Source organism: Caulobacter sp. HJHS_5, assembly GCF_056683955.1.
Map to the genome: position 1 here is coordinate 39,424 of NZ_JBWZNC010000005.1, position 26,277 is coordinate 65,700.

At 68.5% G+C, this 26,277-nt stretch carries 24 protein-coding genes; 19 read left to right on the plus strand and 5 right to left on the minus strand.

Features of this window, described 5'->3' with window-relative positions; genetic code table 11:
- Window positions 1-8: 8 nt before the first annotated feature.
- The 3 genes from ACFLIT_RS10660 (at window position 9) to ACFLIT_RS10670 (ending at window position 3,167) form a co-directional block, all read left to right on the plus strand.
- Entirely contained in the window at window positions 9-581 is a 573-nt protein-coding gene (locus tag ACFLIT_RS10660; protein WP_479911212.1) for a hypothetical protein, read from the plus strand.
- Window positions 581-2,113 carry a PepSY-associated TM helix domain-containing protein gene (locus tag ACFLIT_RS10665; RefSeq protein ID WP_479911213.1) on the plus strand — a complete coding sequence of 511 codons (1,533 nt, stop codon included), beginning with the start codon at window positions 581-583 and terminating at the stop codon, window positions 2,111-2,113. Before ACFLIT_RS10660 ends, ACFLIT_RS10665 begins: the two co-directional genes overlap by 1 nt.
- Window positions 2,114-2,264: 151 nt before the next feature.
- Complete coding sequence (locus ACFLIT_RS10670) at window positions 2,265-3,167, plus strand: orotidine 5'-phosphate decarboxylase / HUMPS family protein (protein ID WP_479911214.1); 903 nt, start codon at window positions 2,265-2,267, stop codon at window positions 3,165-3,167.
- A gap of 155 nt (window positions 3,168-3,322) precedes the next feature.
- Here ACFLIT_RS10670 and ACFLIT_RS10675 read toward each other — a convergent pair whose 3' ends face one another.
- Window positions 3,323-4,090: an SDR family NAD(P)-dependent oxidoreductase gene (locus ACFLIT_RS10675; RefSeq protein ID WP_479911215.1), complete on the minus strand. Its 768-nt coding sequence runs from the start codon at window positions 4,088-4,090 to the stop codon at window positions 3,323-3,325.
- The gene (locus ACFLIT_RS10680; protein ID WP_479911216.1) at window positions 4,087-4,818 is read right to left on the minus strand and encodes a TetR/AcrR family transcriptional regulator; all 732 of its coding nucleotides are present in this window, start codon (window positions 4,816-4,818) and stop codon (window positions 4,087-4,089) included. The genes ACFLIT_RS10675 and ACFLIT_RS10680 overlap by 4 nt, the downstream gene beginning before the upstream one ends.
- A gap of 52 nt (window positions 4,819-4,870) precedes the next feature.
- Here ACFLIT_RS10680 and ACFLIT_RS10685 point away from each other — a divergent pair, with 52 nt between their 5' ends.
- The 4 genes from ACFLIT_RS10685 to ACFLIT_RS10700 are packed head-to-tail and all read left to right on the plus strand — an operon-like array spanning window position 4,871 to window position 9,387.
- Entirely contained in the window at window positions 4,871-6,340 is a 1,470-nt protein-coding gene (locus ACFLIT_RS10685; RefSeq protein ID WP_479911217.1) for an efflux transporter outer membrane subunit, read from the plus strand.
- Window positions 6,324-7,331 carry an HlyD family secretion protein gene (locus ACFLIT_RS10690; RefSeq protein ID WP_479911218.1) on the plus strand — a complete coding sequence of 336 codons (1,008 nt, stop codon included), beginning with the start codon at window positions 6,324-6,326 and terminating at the stop codon, window positions 7,329-7,331. The genes ACFLIT_RS10685 and ACFLIT_RS10690 overlap by 17 nt, the downstream gene beginning before the upstream one ends.
- Complete coding sequence (locus tag ACFLIT_RS10695) at window positions 7,328-8,251, plus strand: ABC transporter ATP-binding protein (RefSeq protein ID WP_479911219.1); 924 nt, start codon at window positions 7,328-7,330, stop codon at window positions 8,249-8,251. The genes ACFLIT_RS10690 and ACFLIT_RS10695 overlap by 4 nt, the downstream gene beginning before the upstream one ends.
- The gene (locus ACFLIT_RS10700) at window positions 8,248-9,387 is read left to right on the plus strand and encodes an ABC transporter permease (protein WP_479911220.1); all 1,140 of its coding nucleotides are present in this window, start codon (window positions 8,248-8,250) and stop codon (window positions 9,385-9,387) included. The genes ACFLIT_RS10695 and ACFLIT_RS10700 overlap by 4 nt, the downstream gene beginning before the upstream one ends.
- Window positions 9,388-9,402: 15 nt before the next feature.
- Here ACFLIT_RS10700 and ACFLIT_RS10705 read toward each other — a convergent pair whose 3' ends face one another.
- Window positions 9,403-10,230, minus strand: a complete 828-nt coding sequence (locus tag ACFLIT_RS10705; protein ID WP_479911221.1) for an IclR family transcriptional regulator — start codon at window positions 10,228-10,230, stop codon at window positions 9,403-9,405.
- A 219-nt stretch (window positions 10,231-10,449) separates the two neighbouring features.
- On the opposite strand from ACFLIT_RS10705, the gene ACFLIT_RS10710 reads away from it, so the two are divergent.
- Both ACFLIT_RS10710 and ACFLIT_RS10715 read left to right on the plus strand, forming a co-directional pair.
- On the plus strand, window positions 10,450-11,373 hold the full coding sequence (locus ACFLIT_RS10710) for a cupin domain-containing protein (protein ID WP_479911222.1): 924 nt from the start codon (window positions 10,450-10,452) through the stop codon (window positions 11,371-11,373).
- A 33-nt stretch (window positions 11,374-11,406) separates the two neighbouring features.
- A complete protein-coding gene (locus tag ACFLIT_RS10715) occupies window positions 11,407-13,278 on the plus strand; it encodes an outer membrane protein assembly factor BamB family protein (RefSeq protein WP_479911223.1) in 1,872 nt (623 codons plus the stop codon).
- Window positions 13,279-13,323: 45 nt separating this feature from the next.
- Here the strand turns inward: ACFLIT_RS10715 and ACFLIT_RS10720 are convergent, their stop codons facing one another.
- Entirely contained in the window at window positions 13,324-14,610 is a 1,287-nt protein-coding gene (locus tag ACFLIT_RS10720; protein ID WP_479911224.1) for an MFS transporter, read from the minus strand.
- A gap of 174 nt (window positions 14,611-14,784) precedes the next feature.
- On the opposite strand from ACFLIT_RS10720, the gene ACFLIT_RS10725 reads away from it, so the two are divergent.
- Together ACFLIT_RS10725 and ACFLIT_RS10730 are read left to right on the plus strand one after the other, a co-directional pair.
- Window positions 14,785-16,911 (plus strand): right-handed parallel beta-helix repeat-containing protein, encoded by a 2,127-nt coding sequence (locus ACFLIT_RS10725; protein ID WP_479911225.1) that lies wholly within the window; start codon window positions 14,785-14,787, stop codon window positions 16,909-16,911.
- Between the two features lie 57 nt (window positions 16,912-16,968).
- Window positions 16,969-17,868 carry a 3-keto-disaccharide hydrolase gene (locus ACFLIT_RS10730; protein ID WP_479911226.1) on the plus strand — a complete coding sequence of 300 codons (900 nt, stop codon included), beginning with the start codon at window positions 16,969-16,971 and terminating at the stop codon, window positions 17,866-17,868.
- Between the two features lie 56 nt (window positions 17,869-17,924).
- Here ACFLIT_RS10730 and ACFLIT_RS10735 read toward each other — a convergent pair whose 3' ends face one another.
- Window positions 17,925-19,202, minus strand: coding sequence for a NupC/NupG family nucleoside CNT transporter (locus ACFLIT_RS10735; RefSeq protein ID WP_479911227.1), 1,278 nt, complete (start codon window positions 19,200-19,202; stop codon window positions 17,925-17,927).
- A gap of 280 nt (window positions 19,203-19,482) precedes the next feature.
- Between ACFLIT_RS10735 and ACFLIT_RS10740 the strand changes: the two genes are divergently transcribed.
- The 8 genes from ACFLIT_RS10740 to ACFLIT_RS10775 all read left to right on the plus strand — a co-directional run bounded on the left by ACFLIT_RS10740 (window position 19,483) and on the right by ACFLIT_RS10775 (window position 26,165).
- Window positions 19,483-20,622, plus strand: a complete 1,140-nt coding sequence (locus tag ACFLIT_RS10740) for an ABC transporter permease (protein ID WP_479911228.1) — start codon at window positions 19,483-19,485, stop codon at window positions 20,620-20,622.
- The gene (locus tag ACFLIT_RS10745; protein WP_479911229.1) at window positions 20,619-21,380 is read left to right on the plus strand and encodes an ABC transporter ATP-binding protein; all 762 of its coding nucleotides are present in this window, start codon (window positions 20,619-20,621) and stop codon (window positions 21,378-21,380) included. The genes ACFLIT_RS10740 and ACFLIT_RS10745 overlap by 4 nt, the downstream gene beginning before the upstream one ends.
- Window positions 21,381-21,387: 7 nt before the next feature.
- Window positions 21,388-22,374: an HlyD family secretion protein gene (locus ACFLIT_RS10750; protein WP_479911230.1), complete on the plus strand. Its 987-nt coding sequence runs from the start codon at window positions 21,388-21,390 to the stop codon at window positions 22,372-22,374.
- 184 nt (window positions 22,375-22,558) lie between these two features.
- Complete coding sequence (locus ACFLIT_RS10755) at window positions 22,559-22,966, plus strand: hypothetical protein (protein ID WP_479911231.1); 408 nt, start codon at window positions 22,559-22,561, stop codon at window positions 22,964-22,966.
- Between the two features lie 301 nt (window positions 22,967-23,267).
- The gene (gene drt2, locus ACFLIT_RS10760; protein WP_479911232.1) at window positions 23,268-24,527 is read left to right on the plus strand and encodes an antiviral reverse transcriptase Drt2; all 1,260 of its coding nucleotides are present in this window, start codon (window positions 23,268-23,270) and stop codon (window positions 24,525-24,527) included.
- A gap of 298 nt (window positions 24,528-24,825) precedes the next feature.
- Entirely contained in the window at window positions 24,826-25,179 is a 354-nt protein-coding gene (locus ACFLIT_RS10765) for a hypothetical protein (protein ID WP_479911233.1), read from the plus strand.
- Window positions 25,176-25,568 (plus strand): hypothetical protein, encoded by a 393-nt coding sequence (locus ACFLIT_RS10770; protein WP_479911234.1) that lies wholly within the window; start codon window positions 25,176-25,178, stop codon window positions 25,566-25,568. The genes ACFLIT_RS10765 and ACFLIT_RS10770 overlap by 4 nt, the downstream gene beginning before the upstream one ends.
- 24 nt (window positions 25,569-25,592) lie before the next feature.
- Window positions 25,593-26,165 (plus strand): SOS response-associated peptidase, encoded by a 573-nt coding sequence (locus ACFLIT_RS10775; RefSeq protein WP_479911235.1) that lies wholly within the window; start codon window positions 25,593-25,595, stop codon window positions 26,163-26,165.
- Window positions 26,166-26,277 lie beyond the last annotated feature (112 nt).

The window sequence follows — 26,277 nt, forward strand, 5'->3', positions numbered from 1 at the left end:
CCGCCGGCATGCTGCTGCAAGCGTTGGGCATCCTCGTTCAGGCGGCGGGGCTCGCGGTTCTCTTCCTGCATTGGCGGGCGAAGGGCGGCCTCGGCGGCCCCGCGCTCGCCGGCGCCTGGGCGCTGATCGTGCTCGGCGCCGCGCCCTGGCTGCTCACCGCCTCGCCGGAAAAGGCCGTCGCCCTCGGCAGCCTGGCGCCGATGCTGTTCGGCCTGGCCCTGCTGGCGCCGGACGCCCTGCCCCGCGTCGCCAACGGCAAGGTCCGCCGCCAGCGCCCGGCTCGCGAACCGGCGGAGGACAGCGGGATCGCCGCCGCCGGCCGCGCCTCGCGCAACGCCGCCCGCTGGTTCGGCGCCCTGGTCGCCGCCCCCGCCGTCTCCGTCGCCGCCACGGCGGCGTGGCTGGCCTACGCCCCCTGGAACCCGGTCGACAGCATGGTGCTCGCCGCCTTCCTGCTGATGGCGGTGGTCACGGCCGCGTGGCTGTGGCTGCTGGCCTCGCCGCGCCCCTGGCGCCCCGTCCTCACCTGCTGCGGCGCGGCCCTGCTGCTGGCCGCCCTCGCCGCCGCGGGAGCGCACTGATGCCGAGCGACACGCAAGCCGCCGCCAAGCCGAAACGCACGATCTGGCCGCGCATCCCGGCCGGCTTCGTCAAGGGCCAGCTCCTGGCCCACAAGCTGCTCGGCCTCGCCCTGGCCGCGGTCATGTACCTGGTCTGCATCACCGGCACGGTCGCGGTCTTCTACGGCGAATTCCAACGCTGGGAGACGCCCGGCGTCCCCGAAGCCGCCCAGGCCTCTCCGGAGGCCATCGGCCGCGCCGTCGCCGACGCCCGCCGGCACATCGCCCGCAGCGGCCACAAGCCGCTCGACGTCTACGTCATCACCCCCAGCCCCGAGATGCCCCGCATCATCGTCGACTACGAGCCGGACGCCCTGTCCTACGACGCCGAGGGCGCGCCCGCCGGCCCCGGGGCCCACGACCTCACCCATTTCCTCACCGAGCTGCACTACGAGCTCAACCTGCCGGGCACGATCGGCTTCGTGCTGATCGGCGTGCTCGGCGTCCTGCTCACCGCCCTGATCGTCGGCGGCGCCCTGGCCCTGCCGCGCATGTTCCGCGACGCCTTCACCTTCCGCATCGACGGCGGCCCCCGCCTGTCGCGGGTCGACACCCACAACCGCATCGCTGTCTGGGGCCTGCCGTTCCACTTCATCGTCGCCGTCTCCGGCGCGATCATGGGCCTGGCGCTGGTGATCATGGCCATCGCCGCCCCCGTGAAGTTCGGCGGCGACAGCCTCAAGGCCATGGCCGCCCTCTATGGCGATCCGCAGGCCATCGTCGCCCAGGCCAAGAAGGCCGGCCCGCCGCCGGCGACGGCCACGCCCGAGCCTCGCCTCGTCACCGCTCTGCGCAACTTCGAGCGCGCCCACCCCGACAAGCCGACGATCTACCTCACGCTCAGCCAGTTCGGCACGCCGAACGAGCAGCTGATCATCGGCGCCGGCCACGGCGACAAGCTCATCTACACCGAGGGCTACCGCGTCGATTCCGCCGGCGGCCTGATGGGCAAGGACGGCTATTCGGACGGCGAGATCGGCCGCCAGGTCTACGCCTCGATGTTCCGCCTCCACGCCGGCGCCTTCGGCGGCATGGCCGTGAAGCTGGTCTACGTCCTGCTCGGCCTCGGCCTCAGCCTGCTCTGCACCACCGGCGTCGACATCTGGCTGGCCAAGTCGGCCGAGCGCGGCCACCCCTATCCCCGCATCCAATCGGCCTGGACGGCCTTCGTCTGGGGAACGCCTGCCCTGGTCGCCCTCGGCTGCACGCTCTCGCTGCTGGCGTCGGCTCCCCCCGTCCCCGTCTTCTGGATCGGCCTCCTCTTGGTCGGCCTGGCCGCCGTCTGGGTCCAGCAGCGCCTGCTGCACTGGCTCGCGCCCCTGATGACGGCCGCCCTGGTCCTCACCGTGCCCCTGGCCCACCTGGCGAAGCACGGCGCGGCGGCCTTCTCGCCCATTGGCCTCGGCGTGAACCTCGGCCTCGCCCTCACCGCCGCGGTGATCCTGGTCCTGGCCCTCCGCAACCGTCACAAGCAGCGGCGACGGGCGGCCTGAACCCCGGGGCGCAAGAGCGCAGTTTACAAAACAATCTCACCCGATGAATTCTGCCGCTCGAGGGCGCGCGGCGGGACCGACGTCGGCCGCCCGTCAGTACCCGGTTTTCCCAGAACAATCAGACTTCAGAAGGAGCGCGACCGTGGAGGAAATGAAAACGTTTAATGAGGGCGAGGGCGTAAGCCGCCGCGCCGCCCTCGCCGCCGGACTCGCCGTCGTCGCCGCCGCCCAGGCCGTTCCCGCCTTCGCCCAGAACGCCTCCGCCAGAAACGCCTCGCTTGCGGCTCACCCCGCCTCGGCCCGCGTCGTCGAGCGGCTGATGGCCCGCCCGTCGTACCAGATTTCGGTCGACGTCCCGACCATCGCGCAGGGCCTGTCCATCGCCACGGCGGCCCTCGCCGCGGGCGTCGACATCGTCGAGATGGGCACGCCGCTCTGCAAGACCTCCGGCGTCGCCAACGTCGTCCCGGCCTTCCGCAAGGCCTTCCCCAACGCCCTGCTGCTGGCCGACATGAAGACCATGGACGGCGGCGGCGGCGAGGCCCGCAGCGTCTACTCCGGCGGCGGCAACGTCATCGACTTCCTCGCCCTAGCCGGCGTCGACTCGGCCCGCGCCATCTGCGCGGTGCGCGACGAGTTCCGCCGCAACGATCCGGCCACGCCGCGCCTGGTGTTCTCCGACATCATCCTGCCGAACTCGGGGCCCGTCTCGGGCGTGGGCGACATCGCCGCCCGCATGGTCGAGGCCGGCGTCGACGCCGTCGGCGTCCACCTGCAGGTCGACGCCCGCCGCGCCGACCCCAAGTTGATCGAGAACGACTACCTCGGCGAGGTGGCCCTCAAGGTCTTCGAGCGCATCGGCGGAACCGTGCCGGTCCAAGTGGTCGGCGGCCTCAGCATCCCCCAGGCCCAGCGCCTGGCCAGGGCCGGCCTCAAGGGCTTCGTGATCAGCGGCAACATGGGCGTCGCCGACAGCGAGACCCGCTACAACCTGCCTCCCGCCGAGATCCAGACCCTGATCGCCAAGTTCATCGCCGACGTGGGGAAGGCCTGAGGCGGCGGCGGCGAAATCCCCGCCCTTCGAGGCTCGCAAGCTCGCACCTCAGGGTGAGGATTCCGACTGAAGCTCTGCGTCAAGAGTAGCCCTCATCCTGAGGCGCCCGCGCGAGCGGGCCTCCAAGGACGAGGGCGGGCCCGCCACACGCCCCCCTACTCCGCCGTCCACCCGCCATCCACCAGCAGCGACGTCCCCGTCACCATAGCACTCGCATCACTCGCCAAAAACAGCGCCGCCCCCATCAGGTCCTCCACCTGCCCGATCCGGCCCAGCTTGATGCGGTCGACCACGCTCTGCTTGAAGGCCGCGTCCTCGAAATAGGGCCGCGTCAGCGCCGTCTCGATGAAGGTGGGGGCGATCACGTTCGAGCGGATCCCATGCGGCGCCAGGTCCAGGGCGAAGGCCTTGCTCATGCCCTCCAGCGCGAACTTCGAGGCGCAGTAGAGCGCCCGCCCGGGGATGGCCACATGCCCCAGTTGACTGCCCAGGTGCACCAGGCTGCCGCCCTTCACCCCCTCGGCCAGCATCCGCTTCACGCAGCCCTGAGCCACGAAGAAGGCGCTCTTCACGTTCAGCCCGATCACCGCGTCGAAGTCGTCCTCGGTCCCCTCCCACATCGGCTTCGGCCGATTGGTCCCGGCGTTGTTGACCAGCACATGGAACGCCGGCCGGCTCTCGAAGAACGCCGCCACGGCCGCCAGGTCCCCGACGTCCAGCACCGCCGCCTCCGCCACACCGCCCGCCGCCCGGATCGCCTCGACCCCCGCCTCGATCTCGGCGGCCGTCCGCGCCGCCAGCGTCACCGCCGCGCCGGCCTCGGCCAGCCCGGCCGCCAAAGCCAGCCCGATCCCCCGCCCCGCGCCGGTCACCAGGGCGCGACGGCCGTCGAGGCGGAAGGAAGGCGTGCGGGGCAGGGTCATGAGGGGCTCGCGTCTAAGGCGTCTTGTCTCTTCACGCCGCGCATTATGACCTCGCTGTGCTGGTCGGCGAGGGCTCGGAGGTCGGGCATCGGGGCGCCGGCCGCGCCGAAGACGTCGCGGAACAGCAGGCCCATCATCATCGGGCCGATGATCGACAGGGCGTAGAGTTGCGGATCGCCCGGCCGGATCTCACCACGCGCCTGGGCCCGGGAAATCGCCGCGACCACCAGGCCGAGAACCTTGGAGACCACCTCGTCGTACCAAAGCCGCGCGAGGTCGGGGAAGGTGCGGGATTCGGCGATCATCAGCCTGGCGATCGAAACGGCGCGGGTGTCGCCGATCTGCGCGGCCAGGGCCATGATCCTGCTTAGGAGCTCCGGGAAAGACAGTTCCGGCGCCGGCGCGGCCTGGTCCAGCCGCGCCAGGTGAGCCTCCACCAGGCTGCGCGCGACGGCCCGGAAAAGGTCCTGCTTGGTCGGGAAATACAGAAACACCGTCCCCTTCGCGACGCCGGCGCGGCGGGCCACCTCTTCCAGCTTGGCGGCGCCGAAGCCCTGCTCGCAGAACACCTCCGTCGCCGCCTCGATGATTTCGCCGGGTCGGGCGTCCTTTCGCCTCCGTCGCGCGGGCTTCTTCGCGGCCGCGTCCCCGAGGGGAAAAGCCTCGCGGGCGGGGGGTGGGTTCGAACTCATCACCGCACGATAAATCGCCACGGCGGGATGCGCCATCGGGTGGCGCTTTTTTGTTGACCCGAAAGTCATTAGGCGCGAGGCTGACGCCATGGCGCGCTCTCGGGCATCTCTTGTCGCGGCGATCTTCCTGCTTGCGGGCTGCGCCGTGGGCCCGGCCTATCAAGCGCCCGACTTCGCCCTGCCCGCGGGCTATGGTGCGCCTGACGCCTCGGGGCCGGCGGCTCCGGCGACCCGCTGGTGGTCGGCGTTCGGCGATGCGACCCTCGACGATCTCGTCGCGCGGGCGCTCTCGGGCAATCTCGACCTGCAGCAGGCGGCGTCCCGCGTTCGCCAAGCCCGGGCCAGCGAAGCGGCGACGCGCGCCGCCGGCGGTCCGGCCGTGAACGCCGCGGCCCAGGCCGGCTACACCCGCCTCAGCGAAAACGCCCTCCCCTCGGCCCTGGCCAACCTGGGCTCCGGATCGGGCCTCGGCCTGCCGGGCGAGGGCTTTCCCACCTACCAGCTGGGCTTCGACGCCTCGTGGGAACTCGACCTGTTCGGAGGGCGCCGGCGCGCGAACGAAGCGGCGGGCGCGAGGACGCAAGGCGCGGTGTGGTCCGAGCGCGACGCCCAGGTGCTGCTCACCGCCGAAGTCGCCAACACCTATCTGCAATACCGGGCGCTGCAGCGCCGGCTGGCGGTCGCCGACGCGACCCTGGCCTCACAACGAGAACTGCTCGACTTCATCGATGTCCGGGGCGCCAACGGCCTGACCTCCAGTCTCGACGCCCGCCGCCAACAGCAGGCGATCGAGCAACTCGCCGCCCAGCGGCGGGACCTGGCCGCCCAGGCCGAGGCCCGGCTGCACGCCCTCGGGCTGCTGTTGGGCGCGGCCCCGACCGCCCTGCCCGCCGAACTGGCCCAGGCGCCGGACGCCGCCCCCACCATCGTCGCCGTCCCCGCCGGCCTGCCGTCGGACCTGCTGCGGCGGCGGCCGGATATTCGCGCCGCCGAGCGGCGCCTGGCGGCGGCGACCGCCAACGTCGGCGCAGCGACGGCCGAGCTCTATCCGAAGCTCTCGCTCACGGGCGCCGCCCAGCTGGCGTCGCGCTCCCTCTCCAACCTGCTGCAGACCGACAGCCTGCAGGCTAATGGCGCGGGGCGGCTCTCGCTGCCCCTGCTGGCCGGCGGCCGGCGCGCCGCCGTCAGCCTGCGCGAGGCCCAGGCCGACGAGGCCCGGCTCGCCTACCGGGCTGAGGTGCTGGGCGCCCTGCGCGAGGTCGAGGATGGCCTGAGCCGGCTGGCCGCCGACCGTCAGCGTGTGGAGCGCCTTCAGGCGGCGGCCCTGGCGGCCCGCGACGCCGCCGACACCACCGCCGTGCGCTATCGCAACGGTCTCATCCCTTATCTCGAGGTGCTGCAGGCCCGGCAGACGGCCCTCTCGGCCGACGACGGCCTCGCCCAGGCGCAGGCGGCCGCCGCGCAGGATGTCGTCGCCCTCTACAAGGCGCTGGGCGGCGGCTGGGACGAGCGCCGCAACCCGATCGAAGAGGAGCCGTCCGGTGCCGCAGACCGCTGAAAAGAGCCCGGGCGGGCGGCGTCGCCCGCCCCGCGCGGCGATCGTCGCGGCCGTCGCCGTCGTCGCGATCGCCGCCCTGCTGTGGTGGGTCCTGCGGCCGCCGGGGCGCCGGAGCGACGACGCCTTCACCGGCTATGTGGTCAGCGAGAACCTCTACATGGCCTCGCCGGCGGCCGGCACGCTGACGGCCGTCGCCGTGCGGCGCGGCGACCGCGTCGAGGCCGGCGCCCCGCTGTTCCGCGTCGATCCCACGGTCCGCGCCGCGGAAGCCGAACAGGCGCGCGCCCAGATCGGCGTCAGCGAGGCCCAGGCGGCGCAGCAGCAGGCGGCCTTGGCTCGGGCTCGCGACGACCTGGCCGCCGCCCAGGCCGAGGTCGACCGCCTGGGCGTGCAACTCACGCGCCTGACCGCCGCCCAGCGCGAGAAGGCCGGATCGGTGGCCCAGCTGGATATCGACCAGGCGCGAGCCTCCCACCAGGGCGCCCTGGGCCGGCGCGACGCCGCGCGCAGCCAGTTGAACGCAGCCGCCGCCGCGATCCGGGCCGCCGACGCCCAGGTGCGGCTCTCGCGCGCCGGCCTGACGTCGGCGGAGCAGCGCCTCACCGACCTGTCGCCCAGCGCGCCCAGCGCCGGCCGCGTCGAGGAGGTCATGTTCAAGGCCGGCGAAAGCGTCGCGGCGAACGCGCCGGTGGTGTCCATCGTCCCCGACGGCGAGGTGAAGGTGCGGTTCTACGTGCCGCAGGCGGTGGTCGCCGCCTTCAAGCCCGGCCGCGCCGTGGCCCTGGCCTGCGGCGGCTGCAAGGCGGGCATGACCGCCGTCGTCGATTTCGTGGCCGCCCGCCCTGAGTACACGCCGCCCGTCATCTACAGCCTGGACGCCCGCCAGAAGCTGGTTTTCCTGGTCGAGGCGCGGCCCTCCGATCCCACCGCGCTCGTTCCCGGCCAGCCGATGGACGTCGCCGGGCAGGCCTCGGACCTGCCGCGCCGATGACCGCCGCCATCGACGTTCGCGGCCTGAACAAGAGCTTCGGCGACAAGCACGTCGTCCGCGACGTCTCGATCCGCGTCGAGGAAGGGCGGATCACCGGCTTTCTCGGGCCCAACGGGGCGGGCAAGACCACCACCCTGCGCCTGCTTTGCGGCCTGCTGACGCCCGACAGCGGCGAAGGCCGGGTCCTCGGCCTCGACTTCCGGACCGAGACCGACGCCATCAAGCGGCGAACCGGCTACATGACCCAGCGCTTCTCGCTCTACGAGGACATGACCATCGAGGAGAACCTGGCCTTCGTCGCCCGGGTCTACGGCCTCGACGACCGGCGCGGGCGCGTGAACGCGGCGCTCGGGCGACTGGGCCTGCAGGATCGTCGCGGCCAGCTCGCCGGCGCCCTGTCCGGCGGCTGGAAGCAACGGCTGGCCCTGGCCGCCGCGACCCTGCACGAGCCGAAGCTGCTGCTGCTGGACGAGCCGACCGCCGGGGTCGATCCCAAGGCGCGGCGGGAGTTCTGGGATGAGATCCACGCCCTGGCCGACGACGGCCTGACCGTGCTGGTCTCCACCCACTACATGGACGAGGCCGAGCGCTGCCATGACATCGGCTACATCCTCCATGGCCGCCTGATCGCCCGCGGCACGGCCCAGGAGATCATCGGCCGGTCGGGCCTAGTGACCTACAACGGCGAGGGGCCGGACATCGGCGGCGTCGCCCACGCGCTGGAGGGCCAACCCGGCGTGCTCAGCGCCTCGGCCTTCGGCGCCGCCGTTCACGTCAGCGGCGTGGAGAAGGCCGCGCTCGAAAGCGCCATCGCCCCCTATCGCCACGCCCCCTTCGCCTGGACCGAGGTCAGCCCTTCCCTGGAGGACGTCTTCATCCAGCTGATGGGCCGCAACGCCGACGATCGGTACGCGTCATGAAGGCGCTGTCGCTCGACCGCATCCTGGCGGTGATGATCAAGGAGTTCACCCAGCTCCGCCGCGACCGCATCACCTACGCCATGATCCTGGTGATGCCGCTGATGCAGCTCTTGATGTTCGGCTACGCGATCAACACCGACCCGCGTCACCTGCCCGCGGCGGTGATGTCCTACGATCATGGACGGCTGGCCGCCTCGGTGGTCTCGACGCTGGAGCGGACGACCTACGTCGACGTCAGGCATCTGCCGGCCTCGGAGGCGGAGATGGACCGGCTGATGCGCCGGGGCGAGATCTCCCTCGCCCTCACCATTCCGCCGGACTTCACCCAGCGTGTGCTCAAGGGCGACAAGGCGCAGATGCTCGCCGAGGTCGACGCCACCGATCCGACGGCGGCGGGAGGGGTGTCGGCGGCGGTCGCCGCCCTGCCGGCCCAGGCCCTGGTCCACGACCTGAAGGGCCCGGCGGCGCGCCCCGCCGGCCAGGCTCCGTTCGAGGTGGTGATCCACCGGCTCTACAACCCGGAAACCATCACCTCCTACAACATCGTGCCGGGCCTGCTGGCGCTGATCCTCTCGATGACCCTGGTGATGATGACCGCCATGGCGGTCACCCGCGAGGTCGAACGCGGCACCATGGAGAGCCTGCTCTCGACGCCGGCCACGCCCTTCGAGGTGATGATCGGCAAGCTGGCGCCCTATGTCGTGGTCGGCGTCCTCCAGACCCTCATCATCCTGATCCTGGCCCGGGTGCTGTTTTCGGTGCCGATGGCCCAGACCGCCGCCGGCTGGTCCGCGCTCGGCGTCGGCATCGTGCTGTTCATCGTCAGCAACCTCGCGCTCGGCTACCTGATCTCGACCCTGGTCCGCAGTCAGCTGCAGGCGATGCAGGTCTCGATGTTCTACATCATGCCGTCGATGTTCTTCTCGGGCTTCATGTTCCCCTTCCGCGGGCTTCCCGCCTGGGCCCAGGTCCTCGGCGAGGCGATCCCGATCACCCACTTCCTCCGCGTCGTTCGCGGCGCGCTGCTGAAGGGCCAGGTGCTGTCCGACATGGGCCCCGACCTCCTGGCCCTCGCCGCCTTCCTCGTCGCCGTCTCCGCCCTCACCATCGCCCGCTCCCGCACCACCCTGGACTGAGGACGCCGCACGAATTCAGCCCAGTCGTTTCTTTCGGGCAGCCCTGGGATTTTGGGCGGGCTCGGGCGAATAGCCCAATTCACGGCTGATCGCCTCGGCGACGGCCTTCACCTCGACCGCCAGGCTATGGACGCGTTCATCGTCCATGTATTGCGCCGCCGTCGCCACGCTGATCGCGGCGCAGATGGCTCCCGTCACATCGCGGATGGGCGCGGCGACGCAACGGATGTGGTCGCCGTTCTCCTCCAGGTCCAGCGCGCAGCCTGAGGCGGAATAGTCGCGCATCTGCTCAAGCCAGGTGTCCAGCGCGATGCCGTAGCCATGGCCCTGACGCGCTTCATAGTCGTAGTGCTGCCTCAGCACCGCTTCATCGGCGTCCAGGATCAAGGCTTTTCCCAGGCCGGTGGACCGCAGCGGCAGGCGTTCACCGATGCCCGCGCTGACCTCGACGCGGCGACTTCCCGGAATCTTGTCCAGATACAACGCTCGGGAGCCATCCAGGACTCCCAGATAGACCGTGTCCAGCGTGCTGGCGGCGAGTTGCTCCAGGTGGTCGCGGGCGACGCGGGGAATACTCGCTTGCCGCCCGGCCAGGTATCCAAGCTCCAGCAGCCGCGGCCCGAGGGAATATCCCGCCCCACGGCTGAGCTTCAGGTAGCGATGCTCCACCAGGGCGCTGGCGAGGCGGTGCACCGTGCTTCGCGTCAGGCCGACCTGTTCGGCCAGTTCGGCCAGGCTCAAGGGACGCAGGGCCACCGCCGCGACCAGTTCCAGGCCCCGCGTGAGGGTCTGGCTGCCGGGCAGGCTCCGCCCTTCTCCCTTGGCGTCCGCGTCATCGCTCAACGGCGCGTGTCCATAGGCGGGCCGATCTCATGGTTCAACGACGGCCGTCCTCGGCCGCCATGCCCTTCCCACTATTCAAACGTGGAGGGCCCAGCAAGCGGGCGACCGGGATGCCGGGCGAGAATGTCCCACATATAGACCGATGACGCCAAATGCGGGATTATCTTCTCAAAGAGCTGAACTCGGCTTGGGGGAATGATGCAAACGCCAGCGAAAGCCTTGCTCGTCGCGATGGCCGTCATGTTCCAGGCCGCGCCCTCGTCGCCCGCCGGGGCTCAAACCTCGCCCCCGCCCCCGCCCCCGCCCCTCGCGCAGCGCATCGTCCACTACGACGCGAGCAAGGTTCGGGAATGCTCGCCCTGCCACCTCGGCCAGGGCGCGGCGATGTTCTTCGGGCTTCTGTCTCCAGCCTCCATCGACGCCCCGCTGAACTTCCTCCACCGCGGCTATGTCGCGCCACGAAGCAGCATCGGCCACCATTTCCACAATCGCGCCGAGGAGATGTTCTTCATCTTCGACGGCGAGGCCCAGTTCACGGTCGACGGCCGCACCTCGACGATCAAGGGGCCCGCGGCGGTTCCCGTGCGGATGGGCCACGCCCATGCGATCTACAACGCCACCGACAAGCCAGTGTCGTGGATGAACGTGCAGGTGGTCTACGGCCCCGGCTCCAGCGCCTTCGATCTCGGCGATACGCGGGTGGGCGCCGCCCTCGACCCGACGCCGGTGTTTATGAGCACCCGGTTCGATCGCAGCCTTCTGCGGCCGGTGGAGGCCATGCGTGGCGGCAAGGGCGTGGCCCAGTATCGACGCGCCTTCGACGGCGCCGTGTTCAGCACCGCCTGGTCGTACGTGGATCAAGTCGTCCTGCCGCCGGGGGCGTCCCTCGGACCGCAATCGACCGGCGACATCGCCGAGATCGTCTATGTGATGGCCGGCGCGGGCGCGGCGACGGTGGGCGGGGAGACGGCTCCTATCCGGGCGATGGACGTCGCGCCGATCCGTAGCGGCGAGGTGCACGGCATTGAAAACACCGGCGATCAGCCGCTGGAGATGATCGTCATCGGCATCGCCAAGGACCTCGCCGCCAAGGAAGCGTTTCTCGCTACTCCCAGGCCCACAAGGCCGGCAGTCCGGCCCTAAGGCGGTCGTCGAACCATCCCCCGAGGAGACGCAATGAAGCGGATTTTATTCGCCCCTCTGATGGTGGCCGCCTGTCTGCCCTGGGTCGCCTTCGCGGCGGAGCCGGCGGCCGGCGATTGGCCCTCCTATGGCTACGACGTCGCGGCGACGCGCTATTCGCCACTGACCCAGATCAACGCCGCCAATGTTTCGAGACTTGCTCTGGCATGGCGACACCACATGCGCCCCGCGGCGCAAAGCGGGTCCGCGACGGTCAATCTCGTTTCGGAGACGACGCCCCTGGCCATCGACGGGGTCGTCTATATCTCCTCGCCGCTCGGGGCCGTGACGGCGCTCGATGGCGACAGCGGCCGACAAATCTGGTCGATCCAGCTTCCGGACGGCGACGCGGCGGCTTCGCGGGGCTTTCAGTATTGGGCCGGCGATCGCGCGAACGCCGCCCGCTTGATCATCGCCACGCGGATGGGGCGGATTCTGGCGGTGTCGCCGCGGTCCGGTGCCTTGATCCCGTCGTTCGGGAGGGCCGGTGTCGTCGACATGAAGACGCCCGACGTGCTGAACGGCGTCACCGGCGCCAGCTACGGCTTTTCGTCCCCGCCGGCGATGGACGGCGCGGTCATCATCACCGGCTCCAGGGTGCAGGAGTCGCCGGCCAAGGGCGCGGCGGGCGACATCCGGGGCGTCGACGCCCGCACAGGCAAGATTCTCTGGTCCTTCCGAACCATACCGCGGGCCGGCGAACCCGGGTTCGAGACCTGGGAGCCTGGAAGCTCGGACCAGCGGTCGGGCGTCAACGTGTGGGGCCAGATCAGCGTCGATACCCGCCGGCACATCGCCTACCTGCCGGTCGGCGCGCCCACCTACGACCGCTACGGAGGCGACCGGAAGGGCGAGAACCTGTTCAGCGACTCCCTGGTCGCCGTGGATTCCAGGACAGGGAAATACCTCTGGCACTTCCAACTCACCCACCACGACATCTGGGACCTGGACGTCACCGCGACGCCGACGCTCGTCGATGTGCGAAAGGGCGGTCGGAGGATTCCCGCCGTCATCGCGATCAACAAGGCGGCGCTGGTCTTCATTCTCGACCGGGTGACGGGAAAGCCGCTCTACGACGTCGAGGAGCGCCCGGTTCCGCCGAGCCCGATCAAGGAGGAGCAGGCCTGGCCGACCCAGCCCTTCCCCGTGAAACCACCGCAGCTGACCCGCTCGAGCTTCGAGATGGCGGACTTGGCCGCCATCACGCCGGAGGCGACGAGGGCCTGTCGGGCGATGATCGATTCCGTCGGCGCGCGAGGCTCGCAAACCTACGGCCCCCTCGCCATCGACTATCCGACCATTCACTTCCCGGGATCCGGCGGCGGCGTCGAATGGGGCAGCGGCGCCTACGATCCGAAGAGCGGCTATTACGTCATCAACACCAACAACCTCGGCACCATCGAGCAGTTGGCGCAGCGCGCGAACGGAGCCTGGGGGACGGTCGTGCCCGGGGACAACTGGTTCATGGATCGCGGCAGCCGGCTGCTCTGTCAGAAGCCGCCCTGGGGCAACCTTACCGCCATCGACGTCAACACCGGCGAAATCGCGTGGCGGCGCAATTTGGGCGTCACCGAGTCCCTGCCCGTCGGCCAGCAGGAAACCGGCCGTCCCAACGTGGGCGGGCCGATCCTCACGGCCAGCGGCCTGACCTTCATCGGCGCAACCGACGACGCTCGCTTTCGCGCCTTCGAGACCAGGACCGGAAAAGAGTTGTGGGCCTACAAGCTCGATCACTCCGCGCATGCGACGCCGATCACCTACCGAGGCAAGAGCGGGAAGCAGTACGTGGCGGTCGTCGCCACGGGCGGGACCTTGCTGCGCAGCCCCGGCGGCGGCGATAGCCTGATGGTGTTCGCGCTGCCCTAGCGCGCCAAGGCTATGTGTGCGGCGATCCTGCTGGAGTGAGCCTCTTCACGAGCCGGCGGCGGCCGTGTCGGGGATGGGATCCTTGACCACGAAAAGATAGATCAGCGCCCCTCCGGCCGAGACGGCGGCGCTGATCAGCAGGGCGTTGACGAACGATCCCGTGGTGTCGACCACGAGGCCGGTGATGATAGGGGCCGCCGAGCCCGCGAGATAACCGCCGAAGTTCTGCAGGCCGCCGAGCGAGGCGACCAGCCGCCGGGGGGCCGAGACGCTCACCAACGCCCAGGCGCCGCCGCTCGACATGTTCAGGAAGAACATCGCCAGGGCGATATAGGTCACCGCGTGGGTGGTGCTCGGCGTGAAGGCGGCTGGGACGGTGAACAGCGCCGCGAAGGCGAGGCCCACGAAGATCGGGTATTTGCGGCTGGCGATGGGCTTCAGGCCGCGCGCAAGCAGCCAGTCGGCGACGACGCCGCTCGCCAGCATGCCGCAGGTCCCCGCCAGGTACGGAATGGCCAGCACCCAACCGGCCTTGGCGATCGTCAGCCCCCGCTCGCTCGACAGATAGGCGGGCAGCCAGGTGAGGTAGAGCCAGACCATGTAGATCACGCCCATGAAACCGAAGATCACCCCCCAGGACGTCCGCGCGGTCAGCAAGGCGCGATAGTCGGCGGCGGTGACCTTCCGTTCGATCGCGGAGGCCGCGTCGTCCTGGCAGAGATAGGCGACCTCATCGGCCTCCAGCGCCACGTTTCTGCGGTCGCGGTAGAGCATGTACCAGGCGATGGCGGCGATCACCCCGGCCACGCCCATGACGACGAACATGCCGCGCCAGCCCAGGGCCAGCATCAATCCCGTCAGCAAAGGCGGGGCCAGCGCCGGGGCGACGGTGCTGGAGGCGGTGAAAATTCCGGTCGGCTTGCCGCGCGCCTTGATCGGAAACCATTCGCTGAAGACCTTCGCGCCGGCCGGAAACTGCGGCGCCTCGCCGATGCCGAGCACCACCCGGGCGACGACGAACTGCTGTAGCGAGGTCACAAAGCCCCCGGCGATCTGCGCCAGAGACCAGAAGAACATGCCCAGGCCGAGCACGAGGCGGGCGCCGAGCCGATCGAGCAGCGCGCCGATGGGCAGCTGGGAAAACGCGTAAGCCAGCGAGAAGGCCGACAACAGCAGCCCCATCTGGGTGGCGCTGAGACCCATTTCGCTTCGTATCGCGGGGGTGGCGATGGAGAGCGTGCTGCGGTCCAGGTAGTTGACCAGTCCCGAAACCACCAACAGCGCGACGGCAATCGTCTGAATGCGCCGAATCTTCGCCGTTCTGCCCGACATCGTTCGCTCCCCCCGGCGGGCCTGTTCGCCCGCTCTGTTGTGCCAGCTGCGCATGCCGACCGCCGGTCCGTCAAACGACTCGCGATCCGAAGCGGCCGCGTGCTATCCCAAATATAGCTCGACGCTGACAGCAATTGGGATTGCTGTCCAACGAAGTCGGGATGGGAGGCGGCGGTGCGCTTGCAGGATGGTCTCACGGATGGGCTTGCCGACCGGCTGTCGGCGGAGGCGGGGCTCATCGATCGTCGGCGTCTGCTGCAGGGCGTGGCGCTCGCCGCCGCGAGCCTCGGCGTCGTAACATCGGTCAGCGCCCAATCCGGAGTAAGCGCCACGGCCGACGCCTTGATGCCGGACGGATCGGCTTTCCCGCGCTGGGAGCAGCCGCTGACCTTTTCGAAGACCTACTACGTCGACAACGGCTCGCCGAACGCCGACGACCAAGGGCCGGGCGACCGAGCGCGGCCCTTCCGAACGATCAACAAGGCCGCGCAGGTCCTGCAACCGGGCGAGCGGGTGGTGATCGCGTCCGGCGTCTATCGCGAGTGCATTCGGCCCGCGCGTGGCGGGGCCGGCCCGGCTCAGATGATCAGCTACGAAGCCGCCCCGGGCGCCAAGGTCTATGTGCGCGGCTCGGAAGTCCTCAAGGACGGCTGGCGGCGGGAGACGATCCGCTCGGGCCCCGGGCCCGCCGCGAGCGGCGCGCCGGAGTTCACGGTGTGGCGGCGCGACCTGACCAGCGACCTGTTCCCCGACGCCTACAACCCCTTCGCCTTGCCCAGCATCATGGGCTCCTGGGGCTGGCTGGATGGCCGCACGGTGGATTTGGGGCCGTACCTGCGTCGTCGCGGCCTTGTCTTCGTCGACGGCAAGCCGCTCGAGCCGATGGAACAGCTGCGCGAACTGGCCATGCCCAGCCTTCCCCAGCGACCGGATTTCACCAAGCCGCCAGCGCCGCAGGCGGGCATGCCGCCACGCCGCCGCGGCGGCGCCCTGATGCAGGAGATCGGGGGCGCGCCCACCGCCCGCTTCTGGGTCGACCACTCGGGGACGGCGATCTACGTCCGGCTGGCGTCCGGGACGCCCGCGGACCACGTGATAGAGGCGACGACCCGCCAGCACGTCCTGGTTCCGGCCCAGCCCGGCGCCGGCTACATCCGGGTGAAGGGCATCACCTTCCAGCACGCGGGCAACGCCTATCCCTTCCCGCAATACGGCATGATCTCCCTGGCGGGCGGCGACCACTGGATCCTGGAAGACAATATCGTCGAGTGGGCGAACGGCATGGCGCTGGCCATCGGTAACGATGGCTACAGCGCCGGGGCTCCGCGTACCGGCGCCGCTCAGATCATTCGGCGCAACACTTTCCGCTACTGCGGCGTCGAGGCGATCGGCGGCATGGGCACGCGCGACGCCCTGATCGAGGACAACCTCATCGAATGGTGCGGCTGGGCCGACGCGGAGCGCGGATGGGAGGCCGCCGGGGCGAAATTCCACCGGGCGCGCAACATGCTGTTCCGTCGCAACGTCATCCGCCACATCCGCTATGCGAACGGCGCCTGGTGGGACGTCGACAACGAAAACTGTCGCATCACCCAGAACGTCTTCGCCGATGTGCTGACGGTCGGGTCCGCGATCCACATCGAGATGACGCCGGGCCGCAACGCCATCGACAACAACATCATCTGGGACGTGCGCAACGCCGAACCGGGCACGCCGGGCCAGCGCGGCTGCGCGGGCTCGGGCATTTTCATCAACGCCAGCGACAACCTGCTGATCGCCCAGAACCTGATCGGCCGTTGCGACAACGCCGGCGTGTTCGCCATCGCCCGGCCCGACCGCGGCGGGGGCACGGGCAAGCTGAACACCATCTCCAACAACATCTTCGCCCGATGCGACAAGGCGGCGATCGTGTTCCTGAGCCGGGACAACAAGGCTGACGCCAACGTCTATGTCGGTTTGCCGACCGCCTTCCAGGGACTGTTCGAAGGCGATCTCACCGTCGTCGATCCCGAGGCCTGGCGCTTCATCAAGTATCGGGATCTGGCGAGTTGGCGGCAGGCGTTCGGCTGGGACGCCGCCTCCGTGATCGCGGATGGACAGATCGGGCTGGACTCTGACAGCCTGCGCCTGACTGTGTCGATTGGTCAGAACCTGCCGCGCGCCGCGTCTGCCGACCCGGCCCGGGTGGACCTTCTGAGCAAGGCTACTGCGACAATGCGCGTCGCTGGTCCTCTGGGGGGCCTCCGCGCGAAGGGGGAGTGGACCGTCGACCCTCGGCTCAACGCCTCGCCGTCGGCGTAGGTCGAGCCGCCCAGGCGTGCCGCGTAGACAAACGACGCCCAGGGAGGGGCGCACAAAATGAAAGCTCGTAAATCGATCGGCTATACGCTGGCGGCCTTCGCCGGCGTTCTCGCGACCGCCGGCGGCGCGCTCGCCCAGGCGCCTCAGGCCGCTCCGGCCCCGGCGCGCCCGCCGCCCAGCACGCCGGGCATGCCCACCCTGAATCTGCCGCCGAACCCGCCGGTGCCACGGATCCGCTATTCCCCCGAACTGGGCGAAGCGGCGAACTACTCCGGCTACAACCTGCAGGTCCCGCCGCCGAAGGTTCCCGAGGGCTTCACGCCGCTGTTCAACGGCAAGGACCTCAGCGGCTTCCACATCAGCAGGACGGCGGGTCACGGTCACACGCCGGACTTCCATGTGATGCAAGGCATGATCCTCGGCACGCAGCAGCCGATCGGCCGCGGCGGCCTGCTGATCAGCGACAGGAAGTTCAAGAACTACGAACTCTACATCGAGGCCAAGGCCGACTGGGGCTCCGACAGCGGCATCTTCATCCGCACGACGGAAGAGGGCGCGACCTATCAGGTCACCATGGACTACATGCAGGGCGGCTCGATGGGCAGCGTGATCGCCGAGGGCGGCATCACCGGTGTCGGCCGTCCCGTCGGCGAGACCACCCCGCCGCCGCGCCCCGCGCCGGTCCCGGGCGCTCCGCCGCCGCCGCCGAACCCGGGCATGATGGCCTGGAAGCATAACGATTGGAACGAAATCCGCGTGCGCGTCGAAGGCGACACGCCGCACATCCAGGTCTGGATCAACGGCAAGCAGGTCACCGACTTCACCGACACCGCCAACCACGCCGCCGGCGGCATGGTCACCGGGCCGTTCGCGCTGCAGGTCCATGGCGGCGACGCCCGCTGGGTGGCCGGCAACTTCTGGCGCTGGCGCAACGTCGGCGTGCGCGAACTGCCGTAGGGCCTTGGCGCTGGAAGCGTCTCTCCGCCGCGGTCGGCGGAGAGACGCTTCCTCCCCTACATCCCAAACAGCTCCCGCGGCATGGCCCCCACCACCGCCGCCGTCATGCACGTCGCCAGGAAGCCGGCCAGCAGCGCCTTCCACACCAGCCCGATGATCTCGTTGCGCCGCTCGGGCATCAGGATGCCCATGCCCGAGACGGTGATGCCCACCGAGCCGACGTTGGCGAAGCCGCACAGGGCGTAGGTCATGATCATCCGCGTGCGCTCGGTCATCTCGGCGACCGGGATCTTGCCCAGTTCGATGAAGGCGATGAACTCGGTCAGCATCAGCTTCACGCCCAGCAGGTAGCCGGCCTTGGCGCTCTCCGCCCAGTCGACGCCCAGGGTCCAGGCCAGGGGCGAGAACACCACGCCCAGGATGCGCTCGATGGTCAGGGGCGCCCCGTGGATCGGCGGCAGGATGGTCAGGATCGCGTTGCCGATGGCCACGAAGGCCACGAACACGATCAGGATGGCCGAGATGTTCAGCACCACCATCAGCCCGTCGGCCACCCCCTTGGAGATGGCGTCGATGGCGCTCTCGTACTTGAGCAGGCTGGTGTAGTCGACGTTCATGCCCCCCTGCCCCGGCCGCTCGGGCACCACGATACGGGCCAGCAGCACCCCGGCCGGGGCAGAGACCACCGAGGCGACGATCACGTGGGCGGCGGCGTTCGGCAGCACGGCCTTCAGCACCGTCGCATACGCCACCATGGTCGAGCCGGCGACGGTGGCCAGGCCCACCACCATCATCATGAACAGTTCCGAGCGGGTCAGCTTGTCGAGGTAGGCGCGGATGATGATCGGCGTCTCCACCATGCCGACGAAGATGTTGGCCGCCGTCGCCGTGGCCGAGGCGCCGCCCATGCCCATGGTCTTCTCGAACAGGAAGCCGAAGCCGCGGATGATCCACTTCAGCACGTGCCAGTGCCACAGCAGCGCCGAAAGCCCCGAGATCACCAGGATCAGCGGCAGCACCTGGAAGGCGAAGACGAACAACGAGGCGCTGTTCTCCACCGGATAGGGCTGGGGCCCGCCGCCCAGGTAGCCGAACACGAACTGCGTGCCCTGGGCCGTCGAGGCCGCCAGGGCGTCGACGCCGGAGTTCAGCACCGCCACCACCGTCCGCGCCGAGGGCAGGCCGAACAGCAGCACGATCAGGCCGATCTGCACGGCCACGGCGCCGAGCGCCAGCCGCCAGGGGAAGCGTCTGCGGTCTTCCGAGACGGCCCAGCAGACCGCGATGGTCAGGGCCAGGCCGATCAGGCTCTGGGCGTTCTCGAGACGAAACATCGACGCTTAGGCTCCACCCGCCCGCCCCCGCGGGCGTCCTTGCTTGATGAACTACATGCGGCCGCCGCTGCGCAAGCGGTTCGACGCCGCAGGGCTCTGCAAACGACTGCAGTCGGCGACGAGATCAACGGCGCCTCGAGACACATGTATTCAGGGCATAGTCTTGCCACGTCGAGCCGATGGCTGGAAAAATTGTAATATCGTCTTACCCCGATTTAACTTGGCCCGCGAGTATTGGCGGGCCACAACCGGGCGTTCTCAGGGGGAGCTCCACGCCGCCATGTCCTTGGCTTCGGCGACACTGATCTACGAGTGGCGACGCTACCTCGCCGCCGTCGTCGCCCTGGCCTTCTCGGGCCTGCTGGTGCTCGCCCAGGTCGGCATGTTCATGGGCATCGGCAAGGCGTTCACCGCCTCGATCGACCGCGCCCGCGCCGATGTCATGGTCCTGGGCCCCAAGGCCGAAAGCCTGATGAACGGCGGCAGCGGCGTGCCCCGCCGCATCCTGCCCCAGGTCTATATGAACCCCCGCGTCGTCGACGTGGCCGACCTCGATAACGGCGGCCTGATGTTCCAGAACCTGCCGACCGGCGCGCAGAAGAAGAAGCGCGAGTACGTGCAGATCACCGCGGTCGACACCGCGCCCCAAGCCGTCACCCTGCCCACCGACTTCGACGAGGCCACCCGCATCGCCCTCTTGGAGCCCTACGCCGTGGTCATCGACCAGACCTCCGAGGGCCGCCTCGGGGTCAAGCTCGGCGACAAGGCCACGCTCGGCGGCAAGACGGTCACCATCCGCCACATCATCACCGGCTATCCGAACATGATGCAGGGCACGGTCTATGTGTCGCGCGACACCCTGCGCCTGCTCGGCCAGTCGTCCGAGGGCGAGCAGATCGGCCCGCTGATGGTCCGCCTCGCCAATCCCGCCGACGCCGTCCGCGTGCGCGACGAGCTCAACGCCAAGAGCAACGGCAAGTACCGCGCCTGGACCCGCGCCGAGCTTTCGGAAGCCAACCAGGGCGCCATGCTCAAGGAGCAGATCATCGGGGTGATGCTCGGCTTCTCCCTGTTCCTCGGCCTCCTGATCGGCATCTCGATCACCTCCCAGACCCTGCGCGCGGCCATCCTCGCCAACATCAAGGAGTTCGCCTCCCTCCGCGCCCTCGGCGTCTCGATGGGGAACCTGCAGCTCACGGTGCTGGAGCTGTCGTTCTGGGTCGGCATCGCGGGCCTGGCCGCCACGGCCGTCCTCACCTTCGGGGTCTATCTGCTGGCCGCCGGCTTCGGCCTGCCGCTGGTGTTCCCCATCCCCACGGTCAGCTTCATCGCCGTCTTCCTGGTCGGCATCGCCATGGCCTCGGGCATGATGGCGCTCGGCATTCTGAAGAAGTCCCAGCCGGCGGACCTGCTGCGATGAGCCACAAGTTCACCGACCGCCCGCCCGGCTCGCCCGCCCTCGTCGCCAGGGGCCTGGTCAAGCGCTTCAAGACCGGCCGCGCCGCCACCATCGAGGTGTTGAAGGGCGTGGATTTCGAGGCCCTGCACGGCGACCTGACCATGGTCATGGGCCCCTCCGGCTCCGGCAAGTCGACCCTCGTCGCCTGCCTCTCCGGCCTGCTGCGCCCCGACGCCGGCGAGGTCACCGCCATGGGCCAACGCCTGTGGGACCTGCCCACCGGCAAGATCGACCAGTTCCGCCTCGACCACTGCGGCTTCATCTTCCAGGGCTTCAACCTGTTCCCCGCCCTCACCGCCGTCGAGCAGGTCTCCACCGTCCTCAAGTACGCCGGACGCGACAAGGCCGCCGCCCGCGCCCAGGCGCTGGAGAGCCTCGCCGAGGTCGGCCTCGCCCCCCGCGTCAATATGCGCCCGCTGGAGCTGTCCGGCGGCGAGAAGCAGCGCGTCGCCATCGCCCGCGCCCTGGCCAAGCAGCCGCAGCTGCTGTTCGCCGACGAGCCGACGTCCGCCCTCGACGGCGAGAACGGCCAGATCGTCATCCGCCTGCTCCAGCGCGCCGCCAAGGAACACAACGCCGCGGTGATCTGCGTCACCCACGACCCGCGCCTGGAAGCCTACGCCGACCGCATCATCCATATCGAAGACGGCCGCATCCTCGACGACCGGCGCACGGCGCCGGCCGGGGTCCCCGCCGCGCCCAGCCTTATCGGAGCCTAGAGACCTGATGCCCCGTTTCCTGCGCCGCCCCGCCTTCTGGGTCGTCATCGCCGTCCTGCTGGTGGGAGGCGTCGGCGCCGCCGCCTTCTCCAGCCAGCAGAAGGCGCAGAAGGCCAAGGCCGCCGAGGCCGCCAAGGCCTCGTCCGACACCCCCTTCGCCGCCATCGCCAACGGCAAGGCCGACGTCGAGGGCGGGGTCATCCCCGTCGCCGCCCGCACCGCCGCCGTCGTCCGCGAGGTGCTGGTCGAGGAGGGCCAGTCGGTGGTCAAGGGCCAGGTCCTCGCCCGCCAGGAGGACGACGCCCCGCGCCTGGCCGCCGCCACCGCCAACGCCGACCTGATGAAGGCCCGCGCCGACATCGCCGCCACCAACGTCCGCATCGCCACCGCCCGGCGCGAATACGCCCGCATGGAAAAGCTCAAGGCCGCCAACTTCGCCGCCGCCCAGCAGCTCGACCGCCTCAACGACGACATCGCCGCCGCCGAGGCCGCCCTCCAGGCCCAGCAGGCCGCCGTCGCCGCCGCCCAGGCCCGCCTCTCGCAGTCCGAGTTCAGCCGCGAGCTCACCATCATCCGCGCCCCGACCGACGGCGTCATCGTCCGCCGCTACGCCAACCCCGGCGCCGGCGCCTCCACCCTCAACGTCTCCACCATGTTCGACCTGGAGCCCAACACCGCCCGCATCGTCCGCGCCGAGATCGGCGAAGCCTCGGTGCCCTCGGTGTTCATCGGCCAGGCCGTCGAGCTTTCCCCCGAAGGCGACGGCTCCAAGGTCTATGTCGGCAAGGTCATCCGCCGCGCCGCCATGTTCGGCGCCCGCCGCCTGCAGTCGGACGATCCCACCGAGCGCACCGACGACCGCGTCGTCGAAGTCGTCGTCAGCGCCGACGGCGCTCCCTTCCTCATCGGCCAGCGCGTCCTGGTGAAGTTCCTCAAACCCGGCCAACCCGCCGGCGCCAAGCGCGTGGCGACGACGGCTCCGCCGGCTCAGTAAGAACCCTTCCCCCTTGATGGGGGAAGGGCAGGGATGGGGGTGACAGCGGCCTATCCGCGCCTCCCGGTTCATCCCGTCGCAAGCCGGCGCTCACACCTCTTATCCCGCGCTGGCGCGGCAGCCCCCCGCCCCATATCCAAGCCTGGCCTCAACCCCGGCCACGCCCCGAGCGACGCGAAGCCCCATGCTCGCCCTAACCCTCGCCGCCCTCGCCCTCCTCGCGGCCCAAACCCGCACCGCGCCCAACCGCACCCTCCTCGACGACCTCGCCATCAAGGCCGCCGCCCCCTCCCCCCGCCACCTCATCCTCCTCACCATCGCTCTCGGCGTCGGCCTCGGCTTCGCCCTCCTCGGCGTCGCCGAGATGTCCCTGGTCATGAGCCTGGACATGACGATGTGCATGGAAGCCGCCATCGCCATCGGCTGGGCGGCCTCGATGGTGCGGGTGAAATGGTTCGCCGCGCGGGCGAAGGCGGTGGTGCTGGGCGTGGTCCGCCGGCCGCCGAGCACGCCTCGCGACCGGGCGGTCAATGACAATGCGCCGAGGGTGCGGACGGAAGCGTCGGATGGGGAGGAGTGGAGGGCGGCCTAGCTCTACTGTTGCGCCAAGGCCTCACCCTTTACCATTTGTTAAACCACCCCTTCGCCTTTTGCAGCGAATCACACCAAATGGCAGGTGCCCTGAGATGAGTTCGCTGGACTCAGGGGGACTCGGTTAAGGATCGCAAGGACAAAGTTTACGACAAGAACGATGTACCTGCACCAGGTTACGACGTGTCCCAAGGACATCGAGTGATCTCCATGATCGGCGTCGCGATTATACGCCACAATGTTGAAGCCGTGGCCGGCGCTGCCGGAACATTCTGAGTAATGCAGCCGGGGGAACAAACGGGTTGAACGGCACCCTCCCCCGGCGCGTAACTGCAAAAGCACTAAAGCCGCGCCGCTACGCGCACTTTGATGACCCCCTAACGGAAGCGGACCTAAGACACTTCGCCATCGAAGGCGATGCCGTCGTCACGCACTCGTTTCTGCCGCTACTCGGCTATCAGCGCGTGACGCGGAAGATGGACTTTAGTGTATTCCCACCGCTGCCGAAGGAAAAGGCGCGGGACATTCGCTACGCGTCGCATACCGACTCCGCCATCTACGCCACCTACTCCCAGTATTTATCTCAGAGTTATGAGAAAATACTTGACGCTTATGACATATCGTCGTGCGTTCTGGCGTATCGAAGCGACATAGGCTACAATGTACCTTTTGCGAAATCCCTATTTGATGAAATTATCACGCGAGGACACTGCGTCGTTTACTGTTTAGATATCACCGGCTTCTTCGACAACCTCGACCACAAACATTTACACAGGATGCTTACCCATACGCTCGATGAACCGCGCCTTCCAGGCGACTGGTACAAAATATTCCGTCGATTAACTCAACACGAATGGGTCGACCGAAAAGATGTTGAGGCAACACTAGGAAGAATTCGCGGGAAGCGGATTTGCAATACGAAAGACTTTAGGGACAAGGTTCGCCCCCTGATAAAGTCTAATACCAATAAATTTGGCATACCACAGGGCACGCCGTTATCCGGGCTGCTAGCTAACGTCTACATGCTAGACGTAGATCGGAAAATGAAAGACCGCCTCGACCGATTGGGCGGGTCTTATCGGCGATATAGCGATGATATTGCGATCGTGTGCCCTGGTGACAGCGAGGCCGAGGAAGCCGTAAGTTTTTGCGAGGAGCTTCTTCGCAGGAACAGCCTAAAGATAAATCCGTCCAAGACCTGCCGAACATCCTTCTCGAATTCGCATGGACAGGTTACTTCAGCGGGAGAAGTTCTACAATACCTAGGCTTCACGTTCGATGGCAAAAGGATACTAATAAGACCATCAAGCGTTAAGAACTTTTATGCTAGAATGAAATCCAATATTAAATCGTATATCAGAGCAGCTAAAGCCAATGGAATTCCGGCCGCATCATTGAGGAAAAGGGTATTGATTGGCCGCTTTACGCATTGGGGCGATGACCGAAACTTCGTTCAATACGCATATCGGGCGGCGAGGGAGCTTAGCGCGCCTGAGATCCGGCGGCAGCTGAGGAATCACGTTTCCATATTTGATCGGTATTGGGCGAAATGCACAGCGTAAGACGCCACCAATCCCGGACGCCATCCACAGCTAACCACCGTTCGGCGACGCCCTAGCCATTGACCCGCGACCGTATGTTCTGCGTTTGTTCGCGCGGAGGTCGCCCACGAATGCCCTGTTTCCCCGAGCAAGTCGGCAAGCAGCCGTACCTGCGTATCCGATGCCGCGCCTGCGGCCGCACTGTTACTTGGTCCAATCGCAAGGCGGTCAGGCTGCTCGGCTATGGAACGGGACCGGCCCACGCATCCGACATGCTCAAATGCAGCAAGTGCGATGTCGCGGGGAAGGTCGAGTTCCTATGACCTGGCCCCCGCCGAAGGAGCGCGTCATCGGGCGGGCAGTGAAGCAACTGACCCGCGTGCGGGAACGCCGTCACGATCCGACCAGCCGCACTTTGCACTTCACCTTCCCAGGCGCCCCGAAAGGGCGGCGGCACACCGTAACGTTCGTGGAAACGCAGAACGTGCCGCCGTTCGAAGGCGACAGCGCCTGGTTCATCATGGAGCAGGTCGCCAGCAAACCTTGGTCCTACTGGCGCGCTGTAGAACAGGCGCCCGGTCCAGGCGCCATCGACCCTCAAACCCACGCCTGGGTTTCGGAGGCCGAGATGGTCCAACGCACGCAGAGGGCGCTAACGAGGTATCGCGAATGAAGGACTGGAAAGGCCTCATCGAGCGCGGTGTCGCCGCTCTCGACTTCGCTTGGATCGCCAACCCCGGCGAGCCGCCGCGTCTTGAAGCGCGCCATGCCCGCCCGCCCGGCGACGCGGACAGCTATAAGGTGATGATCGCAGCCTCCCAGTTGCACGCTATGCTGCCGCTCATCGCCGGTTCGGGTGATCGGCCTGCCGCCGTCACGGCGAAGGCGGTTCTTTGGGAAGCCTTGGCCGCCCCCTCCGCGCAAGCGCGTACGCAGGTTCTCTCGCGTTACAGCGCTGCCTTAGCCCCCGCCCTGTTGGAATACTTCGCCGATGAACCTCAGCAACGGATCGAGGAGTTGATGCGCTGGTACAAGGCGGATCTCAAAAGGGTCGATGATTGAGCTTTCTCGCGACGGGATGCGCCGATGTGCAATGAACACCGTATCCGAAAGTCACTCGACCAGTTGAAGGGCGAGTTCGGTCAGCTGCGCATTCCACTATGGGCGGAAGCAGCGACCAATATGCAGCCGCGCGAAAGCATCCGCATCACGGACCACTCACCGGTCGCTCGGCCCCGCGAGGGCGGCGCCGAGGTGTCGGAGATGCGTTGGAGCTGGCCCGGCCCGCAGGGCAGGCCGGTATATAACTTCCGCAGTGAAGGACGGAGCTTCAAACAGGCTACACGGTGCTTGGTGCTTACCGATGGCTTCTACGAATTCACCGATCCCGAACCCGGCGAGAAGCGTAAAACCAAATGGGTCTTCACCTACGGAGACGACGATTTGTTCGCCATCGCGGGGCATATCCACAGTTGGGAAGGCGGCGAGGCCTTCACCATGCTGACCTGCGAACCCGGTCCCGATGTCGCGCCCTATCACAAGCGTCAGGTGGTCGTTCTCACACCGCCGCAGTGGGCCGCGTGGTTGTCTGGCGCCCCGAACGAGGCCGAATTGCTGGCCCCCGCCCCGGCTGGAACACTGAAGGTCGCCCGCGCATAGCGGGAACGTCCATCGCCCTACGGAGTTTGCGCCACGCCCCGCTCCAGACGGGGAAGACGTGGCCTGGCGTTTCCGCTCTCCCAGCCAAGCGCTAGGCCGCGCGACCTCCATC

Bases quoted from the DNA above. Each gene is read 5' to 3' on its own strand.
- ACFLIT_RS10660 (WP_479911212.1), top strand. From the start codon at position 9: ATGCTGCTGCAAGCGTTGGGCATCCTCGTTCAGGCGGCGGGGCTCGCG.
- ACFLIT_RS10665 (WP_479911213.1), top strand. From the start codon at position 581: ATGCCGAGCGACACGCAAGCCGCCGCCAAGCCGAAACGCACGATCTGG.
- ACFLIT_RS10670 (WP_479911214.1), top strand. From the start codon at position 2,265: ATGAAAACGTTTAATGAGGGCGAGGGCGTAAGCCGCCGCGCCGCCCTC.
- ACFLIT_RS10675 (WP_479911215.1), bottom strand. From the start codon at position 4,090: ATGACCCTGCCCCGCACGCCTTCCTTCCGCCTCGACGGCCGTCGCGCC.
- ACFLIT_RS10680 (WP_479911216.1), bottom strand. From the start codon at position 4,818: ATGGCGCATCCCGCCGTGGCGATTTATCGTGCGGTGATGAGTTCGAAC.
- ACFLIT_RS10685 (WP_479911217.1), top strand. From the start codon at position 4,871: ATGGCGCGCTCTCGGGCATCTCTTGTCGCGGCGATCTTCCTGCTTGCG.
- ACFLIT_RS10695 (WP_479911219.1), top strand. From the start codon at position 7,328: ATGACCGCCGCCATCGACGTTCGCGGCCTGAACAAGAGCTTCGGCGAC.
- ACFLIT_RS10700 (WP_479911220.1), top strand. From the start codon at position 8,248: ATGAAGGCGCTGTCGCTCGACCGCATCCTGGCGGTGATGATCAAGGAG.
- ACFLIT_RS10715 (WP_479911223.1), top strand. From the start codon at position 11,407: ATGAAGCGGATTTTATTCGCCCCTCTGATGGTGGCCGCCTGTCTGCCC.
- ACFLIT_RS10720 (WP_479911224.1), bottom strand. From the start codon at position 14,610: ATGTCGGGCAGAACGGCGAAGATTCGGCGCATTCAGACGATTGCCGTC.
- ACFLIT_RS10730 (WP_479911226.1), top strand. From the start codon at position 16,969: ATGAAAGCTCGTAAATCGATCGGCTATACGCTGGCGGCCTTCGCCGGC.
- ACFLIT_RS10735 (WP_479911227.1), bottom strand. From the start codon at position 19,202: ATGTTTCGTCTCGAGAACGCCCAGAGCCTGATCGGCCTGGCCCTGACC.
- ACFLIT_RS10740 (WP_479911228.1), top strand. From the start codon at position 19,483: ATGTCCTTGGCTTCGGCGACACTGATCTACGAGTGGCGACGCTACCTC.
- ACFLIT_RS10745 (WP_479911229.1), top strand. From the start codon at position 20,619: ATGAGCCACAAGTTCACCGACCGCCCGCCCGGCTCGCCCGCCCTCGTC.
- ACFLIT_RS10750 (WP_479911230.1), top strand. From the start codon at position 21,388: ATGCCCCGTTTCCTGCGCCGCCCCGCCTTCTGGGTCGTCATCGCCGTC.
- ACFLIT_RS10755 (WP_479911231.1), top strand. From the start codon at position 22,559: ATGCTCGCCCTAACCCTCGCCGCCCTCGCCCTCCTCGCGGCCCAAACC.
- ACFLIT_RS10765 (WP_479911233.1), top strand. From the start codon at position 24,826: ATGACCTGGCCCCCGCCGAAGGAGCGCGTCATCGGGCGGGCAGTGAAG.
- ACFLIT_RS10770 (WP_479911234.1), top strand. From the start codon at position 25,176: ATGAAGGACTGGAAAGGCCTCATCGAGCGCGGTGTCGCCGCTCTCGAC.
- ACFLIT_RS10775 (WP_479911235.1), top strand. From the start codon at position 25,593: ATGTGCAATGAACACCGTATCCGAAAGTCACTCGACCAGTTGAAGGGC.